This window comes from Planktothrix prolifica NIVA-CYA 540, from assembly GCF_963864145.1.
Classification (GTDB): Bacteria; Cyanobacteriota; Cyanobacteriia; order Cyanobacteriales; family Microcoleaceae; genus Planktothrix; species Planktothrix agardhii.
Map to the genome: position 1 here is coordinate 2562462 of NZ_CAWLTW010000001.1, position 24879 is coordinate 2587340.

21 protein-coding genes are annotated in these 24879 nt (G+C 40.0%); 7 read left to right on the top strand and 14 right to left on the bottom strand.

The annotated features are described in order from the left end of the window. Positions 1-165 precede the first annotated feature (165 nt). Positions 166-777, bottom strand: a complete 612-nt coding sequence (locus AC559H_RS11655) for a GNAT family N-acetyltransferase (protein ID WP_026795755.1) — start codon at positions 775-777, stop codon at positions 166-168. A gap of 300 nt (positions 778-1077) precedes the next feature. On the opposite strand from AC559H_RS11655, the gene AC559H_RS11660 reads away from it, so the two are divergent. Continuing rightward, entirely contained in the window at positions 1078-4542 is a 3465-nt protein-coding gene (locus tag AC559H_RS11660; RefSeq protein ID WP_026785987.1) for a response regulator, read from the top strand. Between the two features lie 77 nt (positions 4543-4619). Here the strand turns inward: AC559H_RS11660 and minE are convergent, their stop codons facing one another. The 6 genes from minE to sbcC form a co-directional block, all read right to left on the bottom strand. Continuing rightward, positions 4620-5069 (bottom strand): cell division topological specificity factor MinE, encoded by a 450-nt coding sequence (gene minE, locus AC559H_RS11665; protein WP_026798506.1) that lies wholly within the window; start codon positions 5067-5069, stop codon positions 4620-4622. A 154-nt stretch (positions 5070-5223) separates the two neighbouring features. Continuing rightward, positions 5224-6030 carry a septum site-determining protein MinD gene (gene minD, locus AC559H_RS11670; RefSeq protein WP_026785989.1) on the bottom strand — a complete coding sequence of 269 codons (807 nt, stop codon included), beginning with the start codon at positions 6028-6030 and terminating at the stop codon, positions 5224-5226. A gap of 50 nt (positions 6031-6080) precedes the next feature. Continuing rightward, positions 6081-6206, bottom strand: a complete 126-nt coding sequence (locus tag AC559H_RS11675; RefSeq protein ID WP_269147415.1) for a hypothetical protein — start codon at positions 6204-6206, stop codon at positions 6081-6083. Next, on the bottom strand, positions 6206-7033 hold the full coding sequence (minC, locus tag AC559H_RS11680) for a septum site-determining protein MinC (RefSeq protein ID WP_026795754.1): 828 nt from the start codon (positions 7031-7033) through the stop codon (positions 6206-6208). The genes AC559H_RS11675 and minC overlap by 1 nt, the downstream gene beginning before the upstream one ends. 193 nt (positions 7034-7226) lie before the next feature. Continuing rightward, positions 7227-8639 (bottom strand): GTP-binding protein, encoded by a 1413-nt coding sequence (locus tag AC559H_RS11685; protein WP_026785990.1) that lies wholly within the window; start codon positions 8637-8639, stop codon positions 7227-7229. A 95-nt stretch (positions 8640-8734) separates the two neighbouring features. Beyond that, on the bottom strand, positions 8735-11845 hold the full coding sequence (sbcC, locus tag AC559H_RS11690; protein ID WP_026795753.1) for an exonuclease subunit SbcC: 3111 nt from the start codon (positions 11843-11845) through the stop codon (positions 8735-8737). A gap of 202 nt (positions 11846-12047) precedes the next feature. Here sbcC and AC559H_RS11695 point away from each other — a divergent pair, with 202 nt between their 5' ends. Beyond that, entirely contained in the window at positions 12048-12629 is a 582-nt protein-coding gene (locus AC559H_RS11695; RefSeq protein ID WP_026785992.1) for a Uma2 family endonuclease, read from the top strand. Here the strand turns inward: AC559H_RS11695 and AC559H_RS11700 are convergent, their stop codons facing one another. Continuing rightward, positions 12630-13754, bottom strand: coding sequence for a HetZ-related protein 2 (locus tag AC559H_RS11700; RefSeq protein ID WP_026785993.1), 1125 nt, complete (start codon positions 13752-13754; stop codon positions 12630-12632). It lies immediately after the preceding gene. 192 nt (positions 13755-13946) lie between these two features. Next, positions 13947-15077 (bottom strand): glutamate 5-kinase, encoded by a 1131-nt coding sequence (gene proB, locus AC559H_RS11705; protein ID WP_026785994.1) that lies wholly within the window; start codon positions 15075-15077, stop codon positions 13947-13949. A gap of 89 nt (positions 15078-15166) precedes the next feature. Between proB and AC559H_RS11710 the strand changes: the two genes are divergently transcribed. Next, positions 15167-15343 (top strand): hypothetical protein, encoded by a 177-nt coding sequence (locus AC559H_RS11710; protein ID WP_155806180.1) that lies wholly within the window; start codon positions 15167-15169, stop codon positions 15341-15343. A 293-nt stretch (positions 15344-15636) separates the two neighbouring features. Then, entirely contained in the window at positions 15637-17847 is a 2211-nt protein-coding gene (locus AC559H_RS11715; RefSeq protein WP_043937338.1) for an ATP-binding protein, read from the top strand. 49 nt (positions 17848-17896) lie between these two features. Here AC559H_RS11715 and tsaD read toward each other — a convergent pair whose 3' ends face one another. Continuing rightward, entirely contained in the window at positions 17897-18943 is a 1047-nt protein-coding gene (gene tsaD, locus AC559H_RS11720; RefSeq protein ID WP_026795752.1) for a tRNA (adenosine(37)-N6)-threonylcarbamoyltransferase complex transferase subunit TsaD, read from the bottom strand. A 122-nt stretch (positions 18944-19065) separates the two neighbouring features. Between tsaD and AC559H_RS11725 the strand changes: the two genes are divergently transcribed. The 3 genes from AC559H_RS11725 to AC559H_RS11735 all read left to right on the top strand — a co-directional run bounded on the left by AC559H_RS11725 (position 19066) and on the right by AC559H_RS11735 (position 20828). After that, entirely contained in the window at positions 19066-19557 is a 492-nt protein-coding gene (locus tag AC559H_RS11725) for a photosystem I reaction center subunit III (protein WP_026785996.1), read from the top strand. Between the two features lie 174 nt (positions 19558-19731). Next, complete coding sequence (gene psaJ, locus AC559H_RS11730) at positions 19732-19860, top strand: photosystem I reaction center subunit IX (RefSeq protein WP_026795751.1); 129 nt, start codon at positions 19732-19734, stop codon at positions 19858-19860. A gap of 155 nt (positions 19861-20015) precedes the next feature. Next, positions 20016-20828, top strand: a complete 813-nt coding sequence (locus tag AC559H_RS11735; RefSeq protein ID WP_026795750.1) for a carbon-nitrogen hydrolase family protein — start codon at positions 20016-20018, stop codon at positions 20826-20828. A 234-nt stretch (positions 20829-21062) separates the two neighbouring features. Here AC559H_RS11735 and AC559H_RS11740 read toward each other — a convergent pair whose 3' ends face one another. From AC559H_RS11740 to AC559H_RS11755, 4 genes are all read right to left on the bottom strand, one after another. Continuing rightward, positions 21063-22013 (bottom strand): o-succinylbenzoate synthase, encoded by a 951-nt coding sequence (locus tag AC559H_RS11740; protein WP_026795749.1) that lies wholly within the window; start codon positions 22011-22013, stop codon positions 21063-21065. Further along, on the bottom strand, positions 22010-22840 hold the full coding sequence (menH, locus tag AC559H_RS11745; RefSeq protein WP_347375205.1) for a 2-succinyl-6-hydroxy-2,4-cyclohexadiene-1-carboxylate synthase: 831 nt from the start codon (positions 22838-22840) through the stop codon (positions 22010-22012). The genes AC559H_RS11740 and menH overlap by 4 nt, the downstream gene beginning before the upstream one ends. After that, positions 22836-23024 carry a hypothetical protein gene (locus tag AC559H_RS11750; protein WP_026788642.1) on the bottom strand — a complete coding sequence of 63 codons (189 nt, stop codon included), beginning with the start codon at positions 23022-23024 and terminating at the stop codon, positions 22836-22838. Before AC559H_RS11750 ends, menH begins: the two co-directional genes overlap by 5 nt. A 71-nt stretch (positions 23025-23095) precedes the next feature. Then, positions 23096-24772 carry a serine/threonine-protein kinase gene (locus AC559H_RS11755; RefSeq protein ID WP_026795747.1) on the bottom strand — a complete coding sequence of 559 codons (1677 nt, stop codon included), beginning with the start codon at positions 24770-24772 and terminating at the stop codon, positions 23096-23098. Positions 24773-24879: the final 107 nt, after the last annotated feature.

The window sequence follows — 24879 nt, forward strand, 5'->3', positions numbered from 1 at the left end:
AGGGAACAGGGTGGAAGATGTGTAATTAATTTTGTTTAGGTACTTATTACCCAAAACCCAAAACCCAAAACCCAAAACCCATTCCCCATTACCTATTACCTATTACCTATTACCTATTACCTATTCCCTATTCCCCATTACCTATTCCCTATTCCCCATTCCCCATTACCCATTACCAATCGGTTTTTGTAAAAACAAACGTCGAGGCTGTCCTAATAATGTGCAATTCCAACCCGAATCAATCTCAATTAATCTATAACCCATTTTATAATATAAACCTCGGGCTTGATGATTATTTTCTAAGACATGAAGATAAATATTAGAAAATCCCCAACGTTGGGCAGTTTGTTCACAACTTGCGAGTAATTTTTGGGCAATTCCCAGCTTGCGATATTGGGGATGAACGGCTAAATTAGAAATATACAAATAGCGAGAGGTTAAAGATAATTGCCAAGGATAACGCGATCGCAAACCGATTTCTATGGTTCCTAAAATCGAAGGTTTAGGAGACCTGACCCCTGAAACCACAGCTACTAAACACAAATATTGATCTGTATTTGCCAATAAACGATAACGGGAATCCTCATAAATTCCTAACCGTAAAATCGGATAAATCCAGCCCAAAAGTCCCTCCTGGGAATGAAAACTCTCGGCCAAAACATCCGTTAATCCCGTTAAGTCCTCAGAGGTTGCTGGCCGAATTTGTAAACTAGAAAAATCCACAGAACTCCCTTTTTGTAGCGAATTTTCCTGTTCGGGCAGGTTTTTTGAACCCATGCCATTTCCGTAACCCCAGAAAAATGTGTTAGATCTCGAAGTGGAAAACAATTGATTCACAGTTTATCAATAGTGCAATATTAATTCCGATCCCCCTTTTTTGGGTAATCGTGACAGTTTTATACTTTCTGAAAGAATACGGGAATTCCGCGCCCAGAAGTATAGGGGTACAATAAATATTGTGCATCAATACCCTGATTGTGGTTTAACCCGTATTAGATAGGGGCTCCGAGTTAACATCCAATTGGTGAATTCTACAGATCATTGCCCCCTACATCCCTTGCAGCAGGAGTCCGGTGCATGAGTTCCCAGAAAAAATCTAAGCCGACGATCTTGGTTGTCGATGACGAACCCGATAACCTAGATTTGCTGTATCGCACCTTTCATCGGGAATACCGGGTGTTGCGAGCAGATGGTGGGCCAGAGGCGCTAAAGATTTTAGCGTCCGAGACTGACGTGGCGGTGATTATTTCCGACCAAAGAATGCCGCAAATGAGCGGGACGGAATTTCTGAGTTTAACCGCGGCCCAATATCCCGATATTATTAGAATTATCCTCACCGGTTATACCGACGTCGAGGATTTAGTCGAAGCAATTAACTCCGGTAAAGTTTTTAAATACGTTACCAAACCTTGGGATGCGGAAGAACTCAAAGCCATCGTTAAACAGGCCTTAGAAACCCATGGGGTTCTCAAATCCCGTACCGAAGAATTACGACGCGCCCTCCAACAAGAATCCCTCCTCTACGCTGTTACCAATACCATTCGCTCCGCCCCCAACTATCGGGAAATGCTGCAACGGATCGTGGAAACCGTTGGCCAAATGTTTGAAGCCCGCTATTGCCTGCTGCGGCCGTTTCAAGACGGGCAAATGGTGGATGAATGGTTTATGTATCAGTCGGGACGGCTAGATGCCACAGAAACCCCCGATAGTCAAAAGCCTTCCAAGAATTTATTACAATTATTAGTCTGGGAAACCACAGACGTCGAAGTGATTCAGGATGCAGTTAGGGATGAACGGATTTTATCGGTAACAGAACGTCAACAGGCCTACGATCAAACTCAAATTCGGTCAAGTTTAGTCGTCCCCCTATTCTACAAACTGGACTTAATGGCCGTTTTAGCCCTGCATCACTGCCAAGAACCCCATATCTGGCTTGACCACGAAGTGCAGTTAGTGATTACGGTTTCTGACCAAGCGGCTCTCGCCCTTTCCCAAGCTCGGGCCTATGAACAGGTGCGGGAACTGGCGAAACGGGAGGCCCTAGTTAATACCATTACATCGGCTATTCGTTCGAGTCTCGATCCGCGCACAATTTTCGGCGCCATTACCCAACAATTGGGAGAAGCCCTACAGGTGGATGGCTGTGCCTTATCCCTCTGGACAAGGGATGATGAATATGTTCAGTGTGTGGGGTTGTATGATGCAACTCGACAGGCTTCGATGGTTAGTGATGAATGGTCATCGGAAGCGTCTACTCCCGCCCCTAAGCTCTCCCTAGAAACCCTACCTCAGTCGGCCGTTCCGATTCGAGAAAATCCAGTATTACAAAAACTTTTACGCACCCGCCAACCCGTTGTTATTGATAACTTAGATCTGCAACCGGAATGTAAGATTGCTGAATTACCCCTACGTTCTGCTTCTAAAGCCCTAATGTTAGTTCCTTTGCAGTCAGAAGGTCAGATTATTGGTAGTATTTCCCTGCGACAAAATAATCGGATTCGTAAATGGCAGGAGTCGGAAATTAATTTAGTCCAAGTAGTGGCCGTACAAGCTGCTCTGGCGGTACAACAGGCTCGTTTATATCAAAAAACTCGACAACAGGCGCAACGATTGTTAGAAGCCGACCGGGTGAAAACGGAATTTTTCCAGAATATTTCCCATGAGTTTCGTACTCCTTTAACTTTAATGATTGGGCCGTTAGAATCGGCGATTAATCAACAGCAGGATTTACCCCAGGAACAGGCAAAAATAGCTTTAAGAAATTCCCGACGACTATTGAGGTTAGTCAATCAATTATTGGATTTACAACGATTTGATGCTGGACGAATGCAGCCAAGTTTTCGTCCCTGTGATTTGATTGCTTTTTGTCATAGTACCGTTGAGTCTTTTCAACTCTATTGTCAAAAGAAAGAAATTTACCTGGAAACTAATTTAAACCATTGTCCGTTGTTGTATTTGGATTTAGAACGGTTTGATAAAATTATCTATAATTTATTGTCTAATGCCATGAAGTTTACTCCCGCCGGAGGGACAATTACTCTCAGGGTGGAACCGATGGGAAATCATTGTCGTTTGCAGGTTACGGATACTGGAATTGGGATTAAACCGGAACAAATTCCCTATTTATTTGAACGGTTTAGACAAGCGGAAGGCTCGGCTAATCGTTCCTATGAAGGTTCGGGTTTAGGGTTGGCTTTAGTTAAGGAATTAGTCGAACTGCACAAAGGCCAAATTTCCGTAGAATCCGTGTATGGGAGAGGCACAACTTTTACGGTTTGGTTACAACAGGGAACCTCCCATTTACCAGGGGAACAAATATTAGAAATTCAGGCTGAATTAAATTCAAGTCGGGCATCGGTGGAGTTTGCCGATATTGATGTGGATGTAACCGATGGAGATGATTTTGATGGGGAAGAAACCCGTCAGGAGAATATGATTTTACCTGAAAATGGTTCCCTGACTAATTTAGTTTTAGTGGTGGATGATAACCCGGATTTACGCCGTTATGTCTCCAAAATTCTGCGTCAATCGGGTTATAATGTGGTAGTAGCTTGTAACGGGGTGGAAGGGTTTGAAATTGCCCAAAAATATCACCCAGAAGTGATTATTACGGATTTAATGATGCCTTTAGTCTCAGGGTTAGATTTAATTCGGTTAATTCGGAATAACCCGCAATTGAAGGGAACCCCGATGATTTTATTAACGGCTAAAGCCGATGAAGATACCCGTTTAGAAGGGGTGGAACGGGGGGCAGATGCCTATTTATCAAAACCCTTTAATGATCGGGAATTGTTGGCAGAAGTTAGAAACTTACAGTCTTTAAAAGAGAATGAGAGGCGTATATTTGAGTTAAATAGATATTTAACAGAGTCAGTATTGAAGCGATTTTTACCCGAAACCATGGTTAAAAAAGCCGCAACCGGGGAGTTATCCCTGGATCTGAGTCCCGAACCTCGGTTAATTACGATTTTATTTAGTGATATTGTCGGATTTACCCAAATGTCGAATCAGTTACAATCCCAGGGAATTGCAGTGGTGTTAAATGAGTATTTAGCAGAGATGACCCGGGTGATTTTTGCTAATGGGGGGACGGTGGATAAGTTTGTCGGGGATGCGGTGATGGCTTTATATGGCGCCCCGGAGGAGTTATCAGCCGAAAAACAGGTAAAACAGGCGGTGAATTCAGCGAGGCAAATGTTGCGATCGCTTGATAAGTTAAATCAACACTGGCGAGAACAGGGCATTGTCGGGGAAAATGGGGTTGTCCCCGTGCGTTTCCGGTGCGGAATTCATATTGGGACGGCGGTTGTCGGGATGTTCGGATCTCAAGATCGTTCCGATTATACCGCCATTGGCCCGGCGGTGAATATGGCGGCCAGGTTACAGGAGGTTGCCCATCCCAATAGTATTTTAGTCTCTACGGAAGTGGCTAACTATCTCCCTCGGGGGGAAATTATCAGCCAAGAATTCCATAAATTAAAAGGCATTGGGGACGAAGTATTAACTCTGATGGTCAGTCCCGAACTCCCCCCTAATTTGTAGTGAGTCCTTTAGGACTCTAATACAAGCTATCCTATTACAAAAACTGGGTTGTTGCCCGTTTTACGGTGGGGTGGATGTCAATCTGGATTTTCTGTGCTTTTCTCCGGTGGAGGAGGAGGAGCTTTTAACTCGGATTTAAGTGAAGTAGATGGTTTGGGGGTTGGGGTTGGGGACGGTTGGGGTGAGGTTTTCTCAGTCTCCTCGTCTTTAGGAGATTCGGTTTTAAGTTCTGGAGGAGGAGATTCAGCCATGACTAATCCCCTTTGTTTAACCCGACGAATTAATAAATTAGCCACTAATGCGGTAGCTCGGTTATCACTTTCTAAGTTAAATTCTGAATCATCGGTATCTATTTCTACATAACGAGATACCACTTCCATGATTTCTTTTCGCATGGCTTCCACCATTTCCGCCGATAGATCAGCCCGGTCATGGGCTAAGACCAACTTCAAGCGTTGTTTAGCTTCCTCTCGACTGGTTTGATGATTTCGAGGAAAAAGTCTTTCTATGAGTTCATTAATTTTCATGGGGGTTTGGAGGATGAATACAGAAGCAGTCAGATCAACAATTTCAAGATATATAGCAGGGAACAGGGAACGCCGGATCTGGGGGGAAAATACTTCACCGTCTGGGTTCTAAGATCCGTATAGTGTCCTAACTGCCTTGGCGGTTGCTATATTTTTAGCGAACTTTAGAGGAAAGCAAACGACGTAGTTTAGCAAAAAACCCTTCTTGACGGGGGTTAAGGTCAAGGAATGCTACTTTTTCCCCTTCAATTCGACGCACCACATTCGTAAACGCTTGCGCCGCTTGGGAAGGATTTTCTGCTAATACTAAAGGTTCTCCTTTATTGGTGGAAACAATCACATTTTCATCATCGGGAACCACCCCAATTAAAGGAATTGCTAGAATTTCTTCCACATCCTGTACCGACATCATATCGTTGGCTTCCACCATTAAAGGCTTAATCCGATTAATTAATAACCGAATTTTTTTAACCGAATTTGCCTCTAATAAACCAATCACTCGATCCGCATCTCTAACGGCTGAAACTTCGGGAGTGGTGACAATAATTGCTTCTTTTGCCGGGGCGATCGCATTTTGAAATCCCTGTTCAATTCCCGCCGGACAATCAATGATAATATAATCATATTTGCCTTCCAACATCGCTACTAATTGCTTCATTTGATCGGGGGTAACAGCCTCTTTCATCCGATTTTGAGCCGCAGGTAATAACACTAAACGGGATTCTCGTTTATCTTTCACTAAGGCTTGTTCCAGGCGACATTCCCCCGATAAAACCTCCATTGCTGTATAAACAATCCGATTTTCTAAACCCAAGAGTAAGTCTAAATTTCTCAGACCAAAATCCGCATCAATTACCACAACACTGTGGCCCCGTTTTGCCAAACTCATACCCACATTAGCGGTACAAGTAGTTTTTCCCACCCCTCCTTTTCCAGAGGTAATCACAATAACACGACTCATATTTTAAAAATTTGTGTTCGGCAATATATCGATCCGGTGTTCAGAATAACTTATTTCATCCACATTTGGCGCGTCTTTTCAATAAACCGATACTCAAACCCAAAGTCTAAAATCCTTTCCTCCCCATTCGTAATTCGTAATTCGTAATTCGTAATTCCCCATTCCCCATTACCCACTATATCTCCAGGGTCAATATTTTAGCCTTAGCAACTTCCTTCGCCGGACTAATCCGAATTCCTGTGGTATCAACATAAGCCACTTCTGGGTAAAACTGTTCGGGGGAGGTTTCTGGCCCCCGCGCCACTTGATCCGCAATCCGAATTAACTTAGGTTCCATTTGCAAAGCCATAATTGAACTATTTCGATTCCCTTTAGCCCCGGCGTGGGCATTTCCCCGCAACCGTCCCCAAACAATAATATCGCCATCGGCAATCACTGAACTCCCTGGGTTCACATCCCCGACAATTACAATGGTTCCTGGGTGACGAATATCCACACCAGAGCGCACGGTCATTTTCAAATATAACGGTTCTGCTAAGGGGGCTGTAGTCGTCTCTAACACGGGTTGAGCCAAGGTTTCCCGTTCCACATCCTGATCGACGCTATAGCCCGCCATAGCTGCTGCTACTGCGGTTTGACGGCGACTGGTTTTAACCCGTTTCAGTTGCAGTTGAACTTCCGTTAGCGCCTCGGCAATATCTTGGAGTTGACGCCCATCTAATAACCGATTTTCTGCCATTAGATAAACTTCCGTATAATCTTGTTCTGCGTGTTCACCCCCGTTAAGACGATGTTTTAACTGTTGCCAGAGTTCTGTCCAGGTATTATTAAGGTTGGCATTGGTCTCGATATCTTCACGGTTGTTTTCCGGTGGTAAAAATAACAATAATCGTCCGGCTTCGGTTTTAAACCGAACTTGTAAATTAGGATCAATCTCAGGTGAAATTACAGGAGATTCGGATTCAGTTATGATCGGTTCAGAGATTGGAGTATCCAAAGACATATTAGAAGGGAATAGGGATCACGGATTTAAGAGGATTTCACGGATTTCACGGATTTTAATCTGTGTTAATCTGCGTAATCCTTTAATTATTGTAAGCGATCAGGGACAATCCCTAACCCCCCAGTAGAAACGTTACAGGCAACGTCTCTACTGGGGAGAATGCTAAAATATATAATTTTAATTCCCAACAGAATTAAATTTCCTTAATTTTTTTTTGAAGATTAATTTTTTTCCATAATTCCTGTTTAATTCGGTTCATAATTGAAGTTTCATCTAAGGTTTCTAAAATATTTTGAACCACAGCTTTTGGCCCTTCTTCTCCCCAGGATGCACCATTGGCTAAATAGGCTTTTGTTACCTGTCCAATCGCATAACCAGAAACCCCGGCGATCGCAGCTTGGGGAATAGCAACAGATAGATAGGGAATTAATGATAATCCCCCGGTAGCTGTGGCCGTTAATCCTAATATACTTTTTAAAGAACTTAAACCAAAATTTGCGACTAATTCACTAGCAGTAATTCCTCCCATACTTAGGGCAATTTTTTGTAATAATTCTACCGCCCCCTGTTGAGTCATGGAAATTCCATAAAGTTTAGATAAGGTTAATATTAACGCCACATCGATCACCGCCCCACTCAATAAATCAATCATCATCATTGGGTTTAAGGCGATCGCAATTGATTTAGTCATCACCCCATTCCAAATTACTCGATTAGCACTTTGTTCTCGAATTTCCATTTTTCGCCGGACTAATTTTTCATTAATATCTCCCGCATATAACATCGTATTTAAGGCGACTAATGATTTCCCTTCCCGATCCAAAATCTCTAAAATTTTTAACTTTAATTCCTCAATTTTAGGTTCTCCTCGAGTAATTTCGGCGCTTAAAGTTCCATCGGGACGACGAATAGCTTTAGCGACTAAAGGAGAAGCCGCCGCCATCACAATTTCATCGGGAGACAACAATTCTTTGACTCTTTCATCTCTAATTTTTTCATAAATTGCCTGTCGATCAGCTTCGGGATATTGATCAATTTTATTAAATACTAATAACATCGGTTTTCCCGCTTCTCGCAATTGCGAAAGTGCATCATATTCAACTTGGGTAATATCTCCAGCAATAACAAATAATAATAAATCAACTTGTTGCGCTACCTGACGGGCAATTTTTTCGCGGGTTTCCCCATCTACCTCGTCAATTCCTGGGGTATCAATCAGTTCAATTTGACAAATTCTATAGGAAACCGTAGGAATATTAGATATTTGGTTATCAGTCATTTCCCAGGGCTGAATTTGAGTGGTTTGGGTAACACCATGAATTGGGCCAGAAATAAATACTTCTTGACCTAATAAAGCATTTAATACCGAAGATTTTCCCCTTCCAACCATTCCAAATACCGCAATTTGTACACAGGTACGGTCTAATTTATCCATCATTCTTTGCAAACCCCCAATATCAGGTTCTAAACCTTCTCTTTCCGTGGGAGTTAAGTCAAGATGGTCTACAATATCGCGGAGGGCGTCTTGAGCATGACGTAAATTTAATTCCGCTTGTAGGTCAGTGAAACTCAGTAGGGTTGTATTAAGTTCGTCATCTAAAGTCATAAAAACCTCGTTTTGTTAAGTACCTAAACAAAATTAATTGCATATTCTTGACTTAAATTTTTGAGCACTTTTTTCAGGATTTGCTAGTTATGTAATTAAATTGAGAGATAAATTTGAGAACCTTGGCTAGTTTTATGAACTTCAATTCTAGCTTGAAAAGCTTCTTTTAAACTAGGAATATGGGTGACAGTCAAAATACAAGCAAAATCAGAAGCGATCGCATTAATAGCCGCAATTAACCGATCGCAACCTTCAGCGTCTTGAGTTCCAAATCCCTCATCAATAATTAACATTTGTAGAGAAGTTCCCGCCCGTTGTGCTAATAGTTTAGCTAGGGCTAACCGGATAGCAAAATTAATTCTAAAGGCTTCCCCCCCGGAATAGGTTTCATAGGAACGAGTTCCCCGCGCATCTGCGATTAGAATTTCTAAGGTTTCAATCATTTTAGGAGCATTTTTTGAGGATTTACTACCCCGTCCGCTAGTACGTTGGGTAACAAATTGAACATGGAGTTGATTTGAGGATAATCGAGATAAAATTTGATTGGTTTCTGCTTCTAATTGGGGTAAAACATTCTCAATCATTAGGGCTTGAATTCCATTTTTACCAAAGGCTTTTGCTAATTCATCGTAAACTCGATATTGACGGCGGGTGGTATCTAATTGGGTTTTAATTTCGATTTGTTGAGCGTTTAAATTATCTAATTGAGTTTGTTGTTGTTGTAAACTGCCAAATTGTCCTAAATAATGATCTAATTTTAGTCGTTGTTGTTGAATTAATTGCTCTAATTGTTTTAATGATTCTGTCGGGTCGGGAGTTTCTTTTAATTGTTCTTGTAATAGTTCAATTTGTCCTTGGATTGCTTGTAGGTTTTTTACCCGTTCTTGGGTAATGGTTTCTAACTCTTGAAGGCGTTTTTGCAGGATAGGATATTGTTGTTTGGCTTGGTTTAATTGTTCGGTTCGAGTTAACCAAATTTGAGCTTGACGCAATTCTGTACGGATGCGATTATGCTCCTCAACATTATAACCCATTTGGTTGATTTTTTGCTCTAAAATTATAATTTTTTGTTGAATTTCAGAGTTGTTTTTTTCTTCAGTTAAACTTTGGGTTAAGGATTGAATTTTGGTTTCTAATTCTGGTTTTTGAGTATTAATTTTGGTTAATTTGTCTTGAGCATCTCGAATTTGACTATATTTAATTTCCGCCCAACGATACCGTTTTTCCTCATTCCTAGCTAACGCATGGCTTTGTTCATTATAATTTAATTGGCTTAATTTCTGCTCTAAATCCTGTAATTCTGCATATAAATCCTTTGCATAATTACCCGTCTCTAAAATGGTTTGAACGGCTTTTTCTTCTAAAATTAATTGTTGTAATTGTTGTTCATCTTGATCTAAGGATTCTAACTGAGCTTGAATTTTTCCCCGTTGTTCTCGCAATTCTTCATAGGGTAATAAATCCTCTTGGATTTGTCGATATTCTTCCTGTAATATTTTAAGTTCTCGATCCGCAACTACTAACTGTTCATGGATCACCCAAATTTCATTTCTGAATTCCTGTTGTTGGTTTTGCTGTTTAGAAATAACTAAATTCCAGTGATGTTCGTCTAGGGGGCGATCGCATAATGGACAGGGGGGAAACTGCGATTGCAATAACGGTAATTCTTCGGTTTCAGGTGCTTCAGATTCCGATTTTGATAACAGTTGAATTTTCTGATCCAGTTCCCCTAATTTTTCCTCATAATCCCGTTTTACCGTATTCAAGCGGTCAATAAAACCATGACGTTCTTGTCCTTTTTCCCTCACCCTTAATTGATAAACTTTTTTCTTATCCAGTTCAATAATTTGACTCGCAATGCTTTGGGATTGTTGTTCTAATTGGGGGCGATGCTGGTTGAGGGTTCGTTGCAATTTTCCGACGGAGGTTTTTAATTCTTCTAAGCGGGCTTGTTGACGAGATTGAGCCCGATCTAATTCCGTTTGTAAGCGTTGACGCTGTTGTAAAATTGGGGTAACTTCTAATTGCAATTGATCAAAGTGAGTTAAACGATTGCGAGCGGTTTTTAACTGTTCTAATCCCGCTTCAATATCAGTTTTTTGGCTTAAAATTTGAGAGTAGTCTTGTTCCTGTTGGGTTAGGGCTTCCAAACGGGCTTGTAGTCCCTGAATTTGCTGTTGTAAGGTGTTTAGATGTTGGCGTTGTTGTTCCTGTAATTGTTGGCGTTGTTGTTGGGAATCTTGATAGATTTTGAATTGAGCCGATAGGTTTTCTTCTCTAGTTTGTAGGGTGATAAAATTATTATATCCGGTTTGAATTTCTGTTTCCTGTTTTAATACTGCTTCTAATTCTTGACTTTGCTGTTGAGTAGTAACTAATTCCTGTTGTAATCTGCGATAGTCTTGAGCAAAGGTTTGATGCTGTTGTTGTTGTCCGGTGAGTAATTTTTCCCAAGATTGACGATGATGTTGTTGGGCTTGTAGTTGTTGATATTGATCTCGATCTTGGGCTTGTTTTTCCTGAAGCTGATTAATGGTATTTTGTAGTTGAATAATATCCTGTTCCAGTTGACCTTTTTGGTCGATTTGGACTTGATTACTGGTTAAGGTTTGTTCTAAAATTTCGGCTTGGGATTTATAACTTTTGGCTAAGTCTTTGGCTTTATCCGATAAGCCATCATATTGATCTAATTTTAATAAATTAGCCAGAATTTCTTTACGTTCGGCGGGACGTTTGATCATAAATTCATCGGCTTTTCCCTGACGCAAATAGGCGGAATTAGTAAAGGTATCATAATCTAGTTTTAAGTAGTCTATAATTTTCTGTTGAGTGGGGGCTATTCCCTTTTCTGTGAGGGTGCGAAACTTAATTTGATCTAAATCTTCAATTTCTTGTAAAACGGTGGTTGCAACTTGAAATTCTAAGGCTCCCGATTGACCACGGCGACGGTTACGAATCACCCGATATAAGTTTCCCTGACTAATAAATATAAAATCAACCTGGGTTTCTAATTCTCCCATATAGATAATATCATCCTTTGATTCTGCCCGACTTTCCCCCCAAATTGCCCAAGCCATTGCTTCTAATAAAGATGACTTTCCTGACCCGTTGGAACCGCAAATACAGGCGGTATGTAATCCACTAAAATCTAGGGTCGCTTCTCGATAACTCAGGAAATTTTTTAGGGTCAGTTTTTGGGGAATCATAGGTTTTCAAAACTGGAAATAGGGAATTTTTGGGAGGTTGCTGTATTGTTCAATCTTATTTTAACGCAATTTGTGTTATTGGGACTACAACAAAAGTATATAATCAGTACCATGAACCTACAACGTCTATGATTAATAATATTCTAGCAAAACTCAAAATACAGAAATACGGTTAGAATTAGATTTTCAGGATGATTAATTTATGACATTTAGCAAAGCTCATCCCTATCTTTCACCGGAAGAATACTTAGAAGTCGAAAAGAATAGCCCGATTAAACATGAATATATACAGGGACAAATTTATGAAATGGCTGGGGCGAGTGATGCTCACGTCACCATTACCGCTAACTTACTGGCTATGCTAAGAAATCATATTCGTGGAACTGGGTGTCGTGTTTATGTTGCAGATATGAAAGCCCGGATTGAAACTTTAAATATTTTCTACTATCCAGATATCATGGTAACTTGCGACTCCCGCGATACCAATTTTGAATATTTTAAATGCTATCCTTGCTTAATTATTGAAGTGCTTTCATCCTCGACGGAAGCCTTTGATAGAGGGGATAAATTTATCGACTATCAAGAATTAGAAACCTTACAAGAATATGTATTAATTAGTCAAAACCGCCAGCGTGTTGATTGTTTTCGAGGGAATGCAGAGGGGAGATGGGAGCTTTATAGTTATCGAGGAAATCAAGAACTAGAGTTAACCAGTGTTAATTTCTCTTGTTCTCTGACTGCTGTTTACGAAGATATTTCCCAATTCCCAATTCCCAATTCGTAATTAATTTCTAATATCTTGAGCCATTAAATAGATTGTAGTCCATTCCTGTTGAATTTGGGTGAGTTTTAAGTTTAGGGTTTCAGCAATAGTTTCTAAAGTTTCTCCGGCTTTTAATCGTTCAATAATTTGACGTTGGTTATCGTTTAAACTTTGCCAAAATTGTTCCCATTGTTCGGAATTTAATCCTAAACGATGTTCGGATAAAGAGGTTCCTAACCAACTGGTAACTAATTCTGGATTCTGTTTTAAGGTAAAGTTTTTAATTGCATGATAACTAACTTTTTCTCGGAGTCGATAGATTTGTTTAATCGGTAAATTTAACTTTTGAGCGATCGCTTCTTGGGATAATCCTTGTAAATACAGTCGCAACCATTCCGCCGCCGTTGAATCTACATTTTTAATTAAATAGTCTTCAAATTCTGCTTGTACTTTTAACCTTTGGTTTTGTTGGGTTTGAAAATATTGGTCGTCTTCGTATTGAGAAATGGCTTGATTATCTAATAAACTAATAGTGTCATCTGTCTCATCGGATAGAATTTCATCGGATAATTGTTTAATCCATTCTCCGGCGGGAACTTGGGTTAATCCGCCCCGTTGAGAACGACGTAAATAGTTAACAAATCTATAAACTAATAGGGGTTGATTCCGAATCGGACGCAGACAATATTCTTCTAATGTTGTGAATAATAAAGCATTGCTTAATTGGCGATCGTTTGTACATTGAGAAATCCATTGGATTTGTTGTTGTAAATAGCGATCGCTATTCAACATTTCCTGTACCACTTCTTGTAAAACATCCACCACTTGACGCTGGCGATCGCGACTGGTTGACACCCAAAGACGAACCTTTTGGCGTAGGATCATTAAACTCCCTAATCGCTGCATTAAATTTCGATAGGCTTTTTCGGGAGGCGTATCTAAATAGCGCTGTTGTAGAATTTGATAGCGAAAGTTTAACCCTAATTTGATTCGTTCCTGTTGGTTAGTAGGGAGGGAATCTAAGCTGGTAAAATGCTCTCCCAGTAACCAATTAATGATACTTTCTCGTTTGTCTTGACTGGAGTTAGGGTAATCGTTTTCCAGTTGGAAACGCCACTGATTTGTCCAAGATTCTGCTAGGGTCATTTAAGGTTTTAAGGGGTCAAAAAATCTTCAATTGCTAAGGGTTTTACTATTTTATCCTAAATCTGGAAATCCGGTGAGCTATCTGTAAGTTCATTAGATTTTAGGGGATAGCTGTCTTGAAGTTTATTATGAATCACTTCAACTATCGGAACGGGGATCGGGTAATCCTCCTGAGAATTTGAACTCAGGGTTTTAAGTTATAGATAATGGAGATGATACGACTAAATTATCACGATGAATTACCGTATCTGCTCCGTCATAACCCAAAATTTCAGGGATTTTATCCGAATGTAAACCTTTTATTTTTTGCAATTCTCCCTGACTATAATTCACTAATCCCCTAGCAATTTCCTGTCCATCTAAATTACAAATTTGGACAGAATCCTGAAGATTAAATTCACCTTCAACTTGAGTAATTCCCGCCGCCAATAGAGATTTTCCGCCGTGAGAAATTGCTCGAATTGCCCCGGCATCTAAATATATTTTTCCCGTAGGAACTAATACATTTGCAATCCAATGTTTTCGAGCATTAACGGGTCTATTCTGGGGTTCAAATTGCGTGCCAATGAGTTCCGTCCCTTGCAGAATTTTTTCTAAATTTTGGGGGAATTTCCCCTCTGTTATCACTGTTCTCACCCCTGACCCCGTGGCAATTCTGGCGGCTTCAATTTTAGTAATCATCCCTCCGGTTCCCCAACCACTGCGAGAATCTCCCGTTTTAACTTGGAATTGTTCTAATTGTTCCATATTAGTCACTAAACTAATCGGTTGAGCATCGGGATTCTCACGGGGATCGGCCGAATATAATCGATCTACATCGGTTAATAAAAATAACCAATCCGCTTCCACTAAACTAGCAACTAAAGCCGAAAGCGTATCATTATCCCCGAATTTTAGTTCATCGACAGAAACGGTATCATTTTCATTAACAATCGGAATTACTCCTAATTTTAAAAGTTGTTGAAACGTATTATAAACATTCACATAACCATTGCGTTGTACTAAGTCTCCCCTGGTGAGTAAAACTTGAGCAATGGGTTGTTTTAATGTACTAAATAAATCATCATAAACCCGCATCAAACGACCTTGACCGACGGCGGCTACGGCCTGTTTTAAAGCAATGGTGCGGGGACGTTCGGTTAATCCTAAGCGATCGCATCCCACTCCTACCGCACCCGAAGACACTAAAACCACTCGATAACCCTGCTTTTGTAGTCGGGTTAAAGTTTCTACTAATGTGGCTAAAGTCGATAGGGCTAAATGTCCCGTCGCCGACTGGGTTAAACTCGATGTACCAATTTTAACAACAATAGTTTGAGACATAATCAGTTATCAGTTATCAGTTATCAGTTTTTTAGAGATTGTAGGGATATTGCCGTTAACCAAAAAATTAAGATTTTTTTTGGTAAATTATGCTATATCAGTATATCATTTATGCCAATATTATTAACTCTCAAACCATGGCAATTATTAAATCTCGCCTTCTTCTTTCCCTTTCCCTCTTAACCACCTTAATTTCGCTTTCCTTACCTGTTAAAGCTGACTCCACTGCCGAAATGAATCTAATTAATTGCCAATTTAATCTTTAAAAATAAGTGACTCCTATCAAACTTGAAAACGCAATTTCCCAAACAGGGCGACGCTACTACGCCTGCATAAGTTCTGTTATTGTCACCGAGGGAGGACGCTTGTACTGCTGCTCCCCCGCTTTTCCCATCTCCTGTTACTATGTATAGTATGTGTTAACAAAACTTAACGCTTTTGTTAGACACAACTCTGGGTCTCTACAGGCCAATATAGTACATGGAGGAATTATCAAACCATTACCGTATTGCCGATGAACACAGAATTACCCAACCGTCAACCCCCTAATCCTCAACAAATGCTGAGACTCCTCAAAAAAATAGCTGAGATTATTGGTAGATGGTGGTCAGAGTTTACCCTGCAAACTCGGTTAATGGCGGGGGCGACCCTGGTAGTTTCTCTATTGATGAGTAGTTTAACATTTTGGGCCGTCAACACGATTCAAGAAGATGCTCGCATCAACGATACCCGTTACGGTCGAGATTTAGGATTACTATTAGCCGCCAATGTCGCCCCCCTAATTGCTGAAGAAAAAAGGGATGAAGTCGCACGGTTTTCCCGTCAATTCTACACCAGTACATCTAGTGTCCGTTATATGTTATATGCGGATCAAGAGGGGGAAATTTATCTAGGTTTACCCTTTTCCGATTCGGCAGTACAAAATTCCTTAACCCTACGGCGGCGGATGCAGTTACCTGATAATTTTTTAGCCAGTGTGCAGTCAGGAAATTTTGCGGATTTGCCGATGGTAAGACAACATTTAACTCCGGCTGGAGAGGTGACGGATGTTTTTGTTCCCATGATGCACAATGGAAATTATTTAGGGATTTTAGCGATTGGAATTAATCCTAATCCTACCGTTGTTGTCTCATCAAATTTAACCAGGGATGTAACTTTAGCGGTATTTGTTTCAATATGGGTGATGGTAATTTTAGGGGCGGTATTTAATGCTTTAACTATTACTCAACCGATTAAAGAATTAGTCCAGGGAGTTAAAAATATTGCCGTAGGAAATTTTAATCAACGGGTTGATTTACCCTTTGGAGGAGAATTAGGGGAATTAATTTCCAGTTTCAATGAAATGGCAGAACGCCTAGAAAGTTTTGAAGAACAAAATATTGAAGAACTAACCGCAGAAAAAGCCAAGTTAGAAACCTTGGTTTCAACTATTGCCGATGGAGCCGTTTTAATTGATGCTGAACTGAATTTAATTTTAGTTAATCCCACCGCAAAACGTTTATTTGGATGGGAAGGTCAAACGGTTATTGGCAATAATGTTCTCAACTTTTTACCCAATTTGGTTACAGAAGAATTATCAGAACCTTTACAAAAAATTGCCAGTGGAACTTTAGATGGCGGAGAGTTTCGTTGTTCCTTGGGAGAACCCACAAATCGGACATTACGAATTTTATTAACCACGGTTTTATTACATAAATCTCCTGGGGCTGAACCCCTGTGTCATAGCTGTATTCACGACGCGGAAAATACTTGTGAATTATCAGAACGTCCCCATGTTCAGGAATGTACTTTATATGACTATAATCCGATGTCAAATTCTCCTGGGGAAGACAATTATCGGGAAAGTTTAAAAGGGATTGCAATGACCATTCAGGATATTACTCGTGAGGTAGAGTTAAATGATGCTAAGAGTCAGTTTATTAGTAATATTTCCCATGAATTAAGAACGCCGTTATTTAATATTAAATCCTTTATTGAAACCCTCCATGATTATGGAGAAGATTTAACCGAAGAAGAACGACAGGAATTTTTAGCCACCGCCAACCATGAAACAGACCGTTTAACTCGTTTAGTTAATGATGTGTTAGATTTGTCTCGCTTAGAATCCTGTCGTATCTACAATTTTGAACCCGTTGATATGGCGCAAGTGGTAGAACAGACTTTGAGAACCTATCAATTGAATGCTAAGGATAAAGGAATTGAACTTAGTCGAGAAATAGAACCAGATTTACCTTTAGTTGTCGGAAATTATGATTTATTGTTGCAAGTTTTAACCAATTTAGTCGGAAATGCGCTGAAATTTACATCTTTGGGGGGCCGGGTAATTATCAGAGTTTATCTATTAGAAGAAGATAATCTCAAGAAAAATCAAGAAGTAGAGGAAATTGAAAAAGGAGGCTGGATTATTTCCCCTCCTCCCCCTCGCCCTGTAGATTTACATTTAGCTGGAAATCGACCTAAAAATCGTTATATTAGAACTGAAGTTTCTGATACGGGAACCGGAATTTCACTAGAAGACCAAGAGGCTATTTTTACTCGTTTCTTCCGGGTAGAAAATCGCGTTCACACCCTAGAAGGAACGGGTTTAGGGTTGTCTATTGTGAAAAATATTATTGAAAAACATCGAAGTCAAGTTCATTTAATGAGTGAGTTGGGCATCGGAACAACATTCTGGTTTGATTTGTTAGTATCCCAGGAAGAAACACAATCTACATCTTTTGGAAATGATGTTTTTATTGGAAAATCCTCTATCTCTATTTCTAAAGGATAAAATTACAAAAATCCATCATCATCACCAATTCGTAATTCGTAATTCATAATTACCCTTTATATAACAGCATCACATCTTCCAACGACATTCGGGAATGCGCCCCTAAAGTTAATGGTGAAATATGACCTCGGTTAAGATGGTCTGAAGCCGCACAAGCAATCATGGCGGCGTTATCGGTACAATATTTTAAAGGCGGAAATAATACCCGCAAATCGTGGATTTTAGCCGCCTCTTGCAGATGTTTTCTTAACCCACTATTTGCCGCCACTCCTCCCCCAATAGCAATAGTATCTAATCCAAAATCTAAGGCACAAGCGATCGCCCTTTTTGTTAAACTTTTAGCAACAGTATCTTGAAAACTCGCCGCAATATCGGCAACGGGCAACGAGGTATTTTCTTCTTTTTCTAAGGTTTGAACCAACCTTAATACCGCCGTTTTTAACCCGCTAAAACTGGAATGATAGGGATGATAACCCCCATTGGGGAGGGAAATCTTGCCTTCGGGTAGGGCAAAGGCTTTGGGGTTGCCCTGAGTTGCTAACTGGTCAATAATTGGCCCCCCAGGATAGCCCAAATTTAACAGCCGGGCTACTTTATCAAAGGCTTCCCCGGCGGCATCATCCATCGTATGTCCCAAGATTTGATAGACCCCACAATCTTTAACATGAATTAAACTGGTATGACCTCCCGATACCAACAGACATAAAAACGGTGGCTGAAGACTGGTTTCGGTTAAATAGCTGGCATAAATATGACCTTCCAGGTGATGAATCCCTAAAAAGGGTTTATCATGCACCAAGGCTAAGGTTTTAGCTGTGGTAATACCCGTTATTAACGCCCCTACCAGTCCGGGTGCACAGGTGGCAGCCACCCCATCAATGGCCGACCAGTCTAAACCTGCGGTTTCTAATGCTTGGTCAAGGACAGGATTCACCATTTCTAAATGATGACGGGAGGCAACTTCGGGGACAACCCCGCCATATTGTTGATGAATGGGGATTTGAGAAGCCACAACATTACTTAAAACTTTACGATTCTTTACAATTGCGACCCCGGTTTCGTCACAACTTGTTTCAATTGCTAAAACTGTTGCCATTGACTGATAAATTTTATGAAATGATCGGAGCTAACTTTGAATAGCTTTATCATTGCAGATTTTTTGGGTACAGTGAACAACTGAACCTAATAATGACAAACGTAACAAAAGGAAACACTTCTATGCGTCGATTGTTAGCTGCTATTCTAGCCCTAGGCTTGTGGATGACCGTTGTTCCCGCAGCTTCAGCTTATAACTTAGTTCCTTGCTCTGAATCTTCCGTGTTTCAGCAACGGGCAAAAACCTCTATATCTGTTGCGGCTAACCCGGCACAGGCAAAAGCACGCTTTGAGCGCTATTCCCAAGAACTCTGCGGAAAAGAAGATGGCTTACCCCATTTAATTGTGGATGGAAGCTTATCTCATGCGGGAGATTTCTTAATTCCTGGCGTTCTGTTCCTGTATATTGCCGGATGGATTGGTTGGGTCGGTCGGTCTTATTTACAATATGCAAGAAAGAGCGAAAACCCCGCAGAAAAAGAAATTATCATCAATGTTCCTGTGGCTCTGACCTTTATGCTCGGTGGTTTCCTGTGGCCCTTAGCAGCGTTGAAAGAAATCACCACCGGTGAACTGTACGTCAAAGATGACGAAATCACCGTTTCACCTCGTTAATTACAGAATTCTTAAACAGAGATTAGGGAAGATTTCAGTTGAATTAATCACCTAAATATTCCCTAATTATCCCATAAACAAACTTTGTTTATGTTCTAATAATCTTTGTGAATTCTGGTTTCTTTTAACAGATTAATTGTTTTTCACATTTGCAAACTTAGGAGAAAAAAACTCATGCAGTATTTCTTGAAATATCTTTCAACAGCACCCGTTTTAGCTGCCGCTTTGATGGTTTTTACGGCTGGGGTTTTAATCGAATTTAATCGTTTCTTCCCCGATTTACTGTTCCATCCCCTCTCTTAATCAAACCTTGATATAAACGGGGAACAGGGAATGGGGAACAGGTAATGGGTAATGGGTAATAGGTAATGGGTAAAGAGTTTACCTCCCCTGCCTCTCCCTGCCCCCCCTGCTCCCCATGCTCCTTTACTTTTAACTTGTAAATATATTTTTTATCAATGAAATCCTATCTTGCTGCGGCTATTCAAATGACCAGTACCCCTTGGCTAGAAAAAAATCTGGCAGAGGCAGAAGAATTGATTGATTTAGCAGTTCGTCAGGGGGCTGAATTAGTCAGCTTACCTGAGAATTTTCCCTTTATGGGTGAGGAAGCCGAGAAAATGGCTCAAGCTGAAACTATTGCTCAAACTACAGAAAAATTTCTTAAAACCATTACCCAAAAGTTTCAAATTACTCTATTAGCGGGAGGATTTCCAGTTCCTTCGGGTGATGGCAAAGTTTATAATACGGCGGTGTTAATTGATGCTAATGGTCAAGAATTAGCCCGTTATCAAAAAGTTCATTTGTTCGATGTTAATTTGCCCGATGGCAATACTTATCAGGAATCTAATACGGTGATGGCGGGGACGGTTTTACCTCCGGTTTATCATCATCCAGAGTTGGGCAACCTGGGACTATCGGTGTGTTACGATGTCCGATTTCCAGAACTCTATCGCCATTTATCCGAAAAAGAAGCAGAAATTCTCTTTGTTCCAGCAGCTTTTACTGCTTATACGGGTAAGGATCATTGGGAAGTTCTGCTCAAGGCTAGAGCGATTGAAAATACCTGTTATGTGGTCGCACCTGCTCAAACTGGATGTCATTATGGGCGTCGGTATACTCACGGTCATGCGATGATTCTTGACCCTTGGGGGGCAGTTTTAGCGGATGCAGGTGATAGGCCAGGAATTGCGATCGCAGAAATTAATCCCGCCCGTCTGGAACAGGTTCGGCGGCAAATGCCGAGTCTGCAACATCGGGTATTTATGTGAAATCATTTATCGGAGGCGTGTCCGAGCGCAGCGATGCCGTAGGCTATTGGCGCGTCTCTAACAGTTATAGCAGGGAACAGCCCCCCCAAACCCCCCGTGCACGGCAGGGCTTGGGGGAGAGGGAACACCGGGGGAAAATACTTAACCGTTTGGGTTCTAAGATCCGTCTGGTGTCCTAACTGCCTTGGCGGTTGCTATATCAGTTTTTCGCTACTGGGATTCTGGGGATATAATTTAGGAAATAAACCAATGATTAATTCCAAATCCAACAGCACGATTATATAATAATAGTTCAGAGGCAATTTTTAAAGCGGAATTTTGACCGATATCGGTTTCAAAAACTGAAGAAAAAACGGTATCAATTTTATTTTTTTGGCAAAAATTCTTGAGTTTTCTTGGAGATCCAAAAATAGCAGGTTTGATCACAAAAATATCTGACCATCCTTGTTGATAACAAAAGTTTAATTGTTGTAAATTAGCAACGGATTCATCTAAGGCTAGAGAAGTGGAATAGCGATCGCATAATTCTAACATTAAATCCAATTGAGAAATAGATAAAGGTTGTTCTAAAAATTCAATTTCAATCAAGTCTTGATTGGCATTAATTAAATCACAGGTTTCTAACCAATATTCTGCTTGCTCAAAGGTTAAACCGCCATTTGCATCTAACCTAAGACGGATTTTTTGAGGACTGCTTAAAGTTTCTATTACGATCTTGACTAACTGTTTAAAAATATTAATTTCTGTTGTAATTTCATCAACACCTATTTTCCATTTTAAGGTTTGATATCCTTGCTGAAATAGGGTTTCCCAAGTATTTAAAACTATTTCTCCAGTAGGTAATAATCCGCTATATTGAAGTTTAGATAAATCAACTAATGGGTTAGAATTTAACTCAATTAATGCAGATTCAAACCCAAATTGACAAGCGGGTAAACTGTCAGAAATAGTAAAAATTGTTTCTGTTGAAATGATACTCGGAAGTTTTTGACAAAAGGCGATCGCATCTTCCAAGGTTTCCGACCCAAACCAACTTAAAGGTGCAATTTCTCCCCATCCTATATTACCCTGTTTATTGGTTAAATTTAAAATAATTCCTTCTCGAATATTCCAAATTCCGTGGGCGGTTTTGAGGGGAGTTTTAAACGGACGTTGATAGGGTTGAAACTGAAATTGATAATTCATTCCGATAAAAACTTAACTATTTTATTAATCCACTGTTGAGGATTTTCAATTAAAATATTATGACCACAATTCGGGATAATTTGCAACTGGGAAAGGGGACATAATTGGTTTATTTCTTGGTTAATTTGTTTGAATTTATGATCCAATTCTCCAACTAACAGCAATAGGGGTATTTGATTGTTGGGTAATTTTTCCCAGAGAGACGGTTGATTTCCGGTTCCTAAATACCGCAGGGATTTTGATAACTCCATGGGATTATTCTTTAAACGATGATCAAAAATTTGATCAAATTCAGGGTGATTTTTTAAGGTTTGAAATAGTGGTTGGTTATACCATTGGTCTAAAAATATTGGAAATTCCAGGGTTTGTAGTTGTTGAGATTTTTGAATATCTGAAATCAACCGTTGTAACCGCTCTGATTCAGTTTTGAGTCCTGGGGATGTGGATTCTAATATTACTTTTTGAAAATATTGGGGAAAATTTAAGGTTAAATATAATCCTAATCTTCCCCCCATAGAATATCCCATTAAATAACATTGGGCAATATTTAGATGGTTTAATAACTCTATTAATGCGGTTGCTGTTTCAGATATTTGATAACAAATGTCTTCTCCTAAAACTTGAGTTTGTCCGTGTCCAGGGAGGTCAAGGGTTAAACAACAAAACTGGGAAAATAGTGGAGAAATTCGGGTATTAAAATCCTGACTATTTCCTAGAAATCCATGTAAAAATAAAATAACAGGTTGATTAATATTGCCGTTTTTGGTATAATGAAAACAATAGTTTTTTGTTTTAAAAACGGCATAAAACTTGATGAATTTATTAATCTAGTAGCCAATGTAAAAAGGGAACAGAAGCGGCACAAAACGCCATAAATCCAAATAACCCGAATAACATTCCAAACAATAAAAATTCTTCTCCTTTTTGTTTAGCTAGTTGAACAATCAAATAACTGTAACCATAACAGGCGATGAAGAAAATAACGATAAATGCGGTAAAATAGTATTGCATTGTGTTTTATAGTGCTACGCACTAGGAAATAGGGAATAGGAATAGGAAATATTTGTGCAGCTTACCCGGCTTTAAAACCAGAACCACCACCAACTTTTTCGTTTTCCATTTGGTCTAATTGTGCGCCCATTCATTTTAGCCATGGCTAATTGTTCATCGGTGACAATGGCATCCGTAAGATTAGCACCACAAAGATTCACCCCTCGCAAATTAGCCCGATTTAAACAGGCATTTCTCAAATTTGCACCCCGAAGATCTGCCCGTTCTAAATTAGCATTACTCATATAGGCTTTAACTAATTTAGCATTTCTGAAATTAACATTCGTTAATCTTGCCCGACCAAAATTAACTTCTGTTAAATCGGCCCCTTGAAAATTCGTATTACTTAAACGGGATTCATAAAAATTAGCCCCAGACCAATCAAAATTTTCTAAATTTAAACCACTTAATTCACAGTCCGCAAAATCCCGTCTACCCTTTACATAAGCAGTTTTTAATGTGTTTTCATTCCATTTTGGGGCTGAATTTACAGGGACAGAAGCAGAATTAACTTTTTTATTCGCACCAGAATCAGAGATAATGCTAACTGGAGCGCCTTGATTAGCACCGAAACTACTAACTATAGCAGTTTGATCATAAATATCCTGATCTCCTCCAATCTTTCCTGATTTTTTTTGCGCTAACCGTTGTTTCCTTTCTCGAATTTGTGCACCTATTTTTTCTGAAGTCAACATCAACCCGGTATTTTCATTGAAAACAGTAGGTTCATCCGTAGGAGTTGGTAATTTCGAGTTAGAAGTTGAGTTAGACTTCTGCTGCATTACCATGCTTCCTGAAAGACCTTCATAACTAGATTCAGAATCTAATGCTCGCAGAACATCTTGCGCCGATTGATAGCGATACTGCACCGAAAATTCTAACATTCGTTGCAATATACTGCAAAAAGAATCACTCACATCTAAATGGGGTTGCCACAAAATTTCCCCGGTAATTTGATTACTTTCAAAGGAATTAGGAGACTTCCCAGTCATCAAATAAACACAGGTCATGCCCACCGCATAAATATCACTGGCATAAACCGGACGTAAAGCCATTTGTTCGGGGGGAGCAAACCCCGATGTCCCGATGGCAAAATTAGTAAAAGCCGTCTCTCCAGTTCCCATCATTGTGGCTTGGTTAACTTGATCTTTTACCGCTCCAAAGTCAATTAAAACTAAATTTTGATCAATTCGCCGACGTAAAATATTAGCAGGTTTAATATCTCGATGAATCACTTCTTGACTGTGAATATAATCTAATATGGGAATAATTTCCCGCAGAAATTTTTTGGCTTGTGCCTCGTCAAAAATACCCTTTTCCTTGACCTCTTGTTTTAAAGTATAGCCATCCACATATTCTTGTACCAAATAAAATTGTTTTCCCCCGATAAAATAATCAATTAGGCGAGGAATCTGGGGATGATCACCAATTTTACCCAGGGTTTTTGCTTCCCGTTGAAATAACTCCCGTGCCATTTCTAAAATTCGAGCCGATGTCGCCGTGGGTCGTAGTTGTTTGACCAAACAATTCGGGCGTCCGGGTAGGGACATATCTTGAGCTAGAAACGTTGCCCCAAATCCGCCTTTACCTAAAGGTTGAATCACCTGATAGCGATTTCTCAGCAGCAATTTTGAACCACAAGCCTTACACTTGAGGGCATCATCTAAATTCTCAGGTTGAGGGCAGGCTGGATTAACACAGTAGCTCATGATGTTTGAGATTGCTTTTTACCATTGAACGGAGAACTTGCAAAACCCACAGGACTGATAATATAATACTGGATTTGTGTTTCTACTTATTTCTTAACAACTATGCC

Coding starts and splice junctions, on each gene's coding strand:
- AC559H_RS11655 (WP_026795755.1), bottom strand. CDS start 777: ATGGGTTCAAAAAACCTGCCCGAACAGGAAAATTCGCTACAAAAAGGG.
- AC559H_RS11660 (WP_026785987.1), top strand. CDS start 1,078: ATGAGTTCCCAGAAAAAATCTAAGCCGACGATCTTGGTTGTCGATGAC.
- minE (WP_026798506.1), bottom strand. CDS start 5,069: ATGAAAATTAATGAACTCATAGAAAGACTTTTTCCTCGAAATCATCAA.
- minD (WP_026785989.1), bottom strand. CDS start 6,030: ATGAGTCGTGTTATTGTGATTACCTCTGGAAAAGGAGGGGTGGGAAAA.
- minC (WP_026795754.1), bottom strand. CDS start 7,033: ATGTCTTTGGATACTCCAATCTCTGAACCGATCATAACTGAATCCGAA.
- AC559H_RS11685 (WP_026785990.1), bottom strand. CDS start 8,639: ATGACTTTAGATGACGAACTTAATACAACCCTACTGAGTTTCACTGAC.
- sbcC (WP_026795753.1), bottom strand. CDS start 11,845: ATGATTCCCCAAAAACTGACCCTAAAAAATTTCCTGAGTTATCGAGAA.
- AC559H_RS11695 (WP_026785992.1), top strand. CDS start 12,048: ATGACATTTAGCAAAGCTCATCCCTATCTTTCACCGGAAGAATACTTA.
- AC559H_RS11700 (WP_026785993.1), bottom strand. CDS start 13,754: ATGACCCTAGCAGAATCTTGGACAAATCAGTGGCGTTTCCAACTGGAA.
- proB (WP_026785994.1), bottom strand. CDS start 15,077: ATGTCTCAAACTATTGTTGTTAAAATTGGTACATCGAGTTTAACCCAG.
- AC559H_RS11710 (WP_155806180.1), top strand. CDS start 15,167: ATGCTATATCAGTATATCATTTATGCCAATATTATTAACTCTCAAACC.
- AC559H_RS11715 (WP_043937338.1), top strand. CDS start 15,637: ATGCTGAGACTCCTCAAAAAAATAGCTGAGATTATTGGTAGATGGTGG.
- tsaD (WP_026795752.1), bottom strand. CDS start 18,943: ATGGCAACAGTTTTAGCAATTGAAACAAGTTGTGACGAAACCGGGGTC.
- AC559H_RS11725 (WP_026785996.1), top strand. CDS start 19,066: ATGCGTCGATTGTTAGCTGCTATTCTAGCCCTAGGCTTGTGGATGACC.
- psaJ (WP_026795751.1), top strand. CDS start 19,732: ATGCAGTATTTCTTGAAATATCTTTCAACAGCACCCGTTTTAGCTGCC.
- AC559H_RS11735 (WP_026795750.1), top strand. CDS start 20,016: ATGAAATCCTATCTTGCTGCGGCTATTCAAATGACCAGTACCCCTTGG.
- AC559H_RS11740 (WP_026795749.1), bottom strand. CDS start 22,013: ATGAATTATCAATTTCAGTTTCAACCCTATCAACGTCCGTTTAAAACT.
- AC559H_RS11750 (WP_026788642.1), bottom strand. CDS start 23,024: ATGCAATACTATTTTACCGCATTTATCGTTATTTTCTTCATCGCCTGT.
- AC559H_RS11755 (WP_026795747.1), bottom strand. CDS start 24,772: ATGAGCTACTGTGTTAATCCAGCCTGCCCTCAACCTGAGAATTTAGAT.